The organism is Thalassospira sp. UBA1131 (genome assembly GCF_002311515.1).
Lineage (GTDB): Bacteria > Pseudomonadota > Alphaproteobacteria > Rhodospirillales > Thalassospiraceae > Thalassospira.
This window is the reverse complement of record NZ_DCAO01000012.1, coordinates 45828-47052: the sequence shown is the minus strand read 5'-3', so window position 1 is coordinate 47052 and position 1225 is coordinate 45828. Positions and strand designations below refer to the sequence as shown.

Here is a 1225-nt window from a genome sequence, read left to right as displayed (position 1 = left end):
GCTTCGGCCTCTGTCTGGGCGCGCAGGCGGCGCTTTTCATCCAGAAGGGCGGCAAGGGATGCGCGTTCTTGTTGCAATTCCTGGGTGGCAGCGGCCAATTCGCTACGACGATTGCGAATATCTTCGCGCAGCGTGGCAATCTCGCCCAGTTCCTTGCGCAGATCGCGGGCGTGCTGTTCGACACCGGGCAAGGCGGCCTTAAGCAATACCGCCGAACGCAACGTATCCTGCGGTGATGTCGGCAGGGCAATAACTGCTTCGGGCGGGGTGGTCGACAGGCGTTGCAGGGCCATCAGGATGCGGGCATATTGCCCGGCCTTGTCTTCAAGGCTGGTGGCCGCGACCTTTTCACGTGCTTCAAGCGTTTCGAGCTGATCTTCCAGTTCGGTCAGCGTGGTTTCAAGGCGCTGGGTGCGTCTGGCGACAGATATCGCCTCGGACTGAAGGGCTTGTTCCTCGGTCCAGAGTTCCCGTGATTTGCGTGACAGGAACTCTTCCTGTTTTTGCTGTTCGGAAAGCTGGTTTTCAAGTTGATCAAGTTGCTGATCAACCTTTTGCAGCGATTGGGCAAAAGAAGGCGCAGCCCCGCCTGCAGCAAAAACCGCAAAAGCGATCAGCGCAGGCAGGGCGATCTCATAAGCTAACTTAGCTCGCAAGAAGCGCGTCATTCTGTTTCAGGCCCTTAAGCAAGGGTTTTCCGGTCATCTCGGCCGGTTGCGGCACGCCAAGCAATTGCAGCAAGGTCGGTGCGACATCGGCCAAACGACCATCTTCCAATGTTACCCCTTCCGGACCGTTAACAAGAATGGTCGGAACGAGATTAAGTGTATGTGCCGTGTGCGGTTCGCCGGTTTCCGGATCGACCATAACTTCGCAGTTGCCGTGATCGGCGGTAACAAAGGCAACGCCACCAACAGACTTGATCGCATCAATCACCTTGCCAAGGCAGGTATCAACCGCCTCGGCGGCCTTCATCGCGGCTTCAAGAATGCCGCTATGGCCCACCATGTCCGGGTTGGCAAAGTTCAGAATGATGGTGTCGTATTTTTCCGACTTGATGGCAGCGACCAGTTTCTCGGTCACTTCCGGTGCCGACATTTCCGGCTGAAGATCATAGGTCGCGACTTTGGGAGAGGCGACCAGAATGCGGTCCTCACCCTCGAATACCTGTTCTTCGCCGCCGTTAAAGAAGAACGAAACGTGCGGGTATTTTTCGGTCTCGGCG

1 protein-coding gene and 1 pseudogene are annotated in these 1225 nt (G+C 56.7%); both read right to left on the bottom strand.

Features of this window, described 5'->3' with window-relative positions:
- Nucleotides 1-656: murein hydrolase activator EnvC family protein (locus tag B3Z49_RS01745; RefSeq protein ID WP_414716235.1), on the bottom strand; the 656-nt coding region annotated here is incomplete at its 3' end.
- A pseudogene (locus B3Z49_RS01740) lies at nucleotides 646-1225 on the bottom strand (2,3-bisphosphoglycerate-independent phosphoglycerate mutase); the annotation flags it as partial. The gene B3Z49_RS01745 and the pseudogene B3Z49_RS01740, both read right to left, overlap by 11 nt.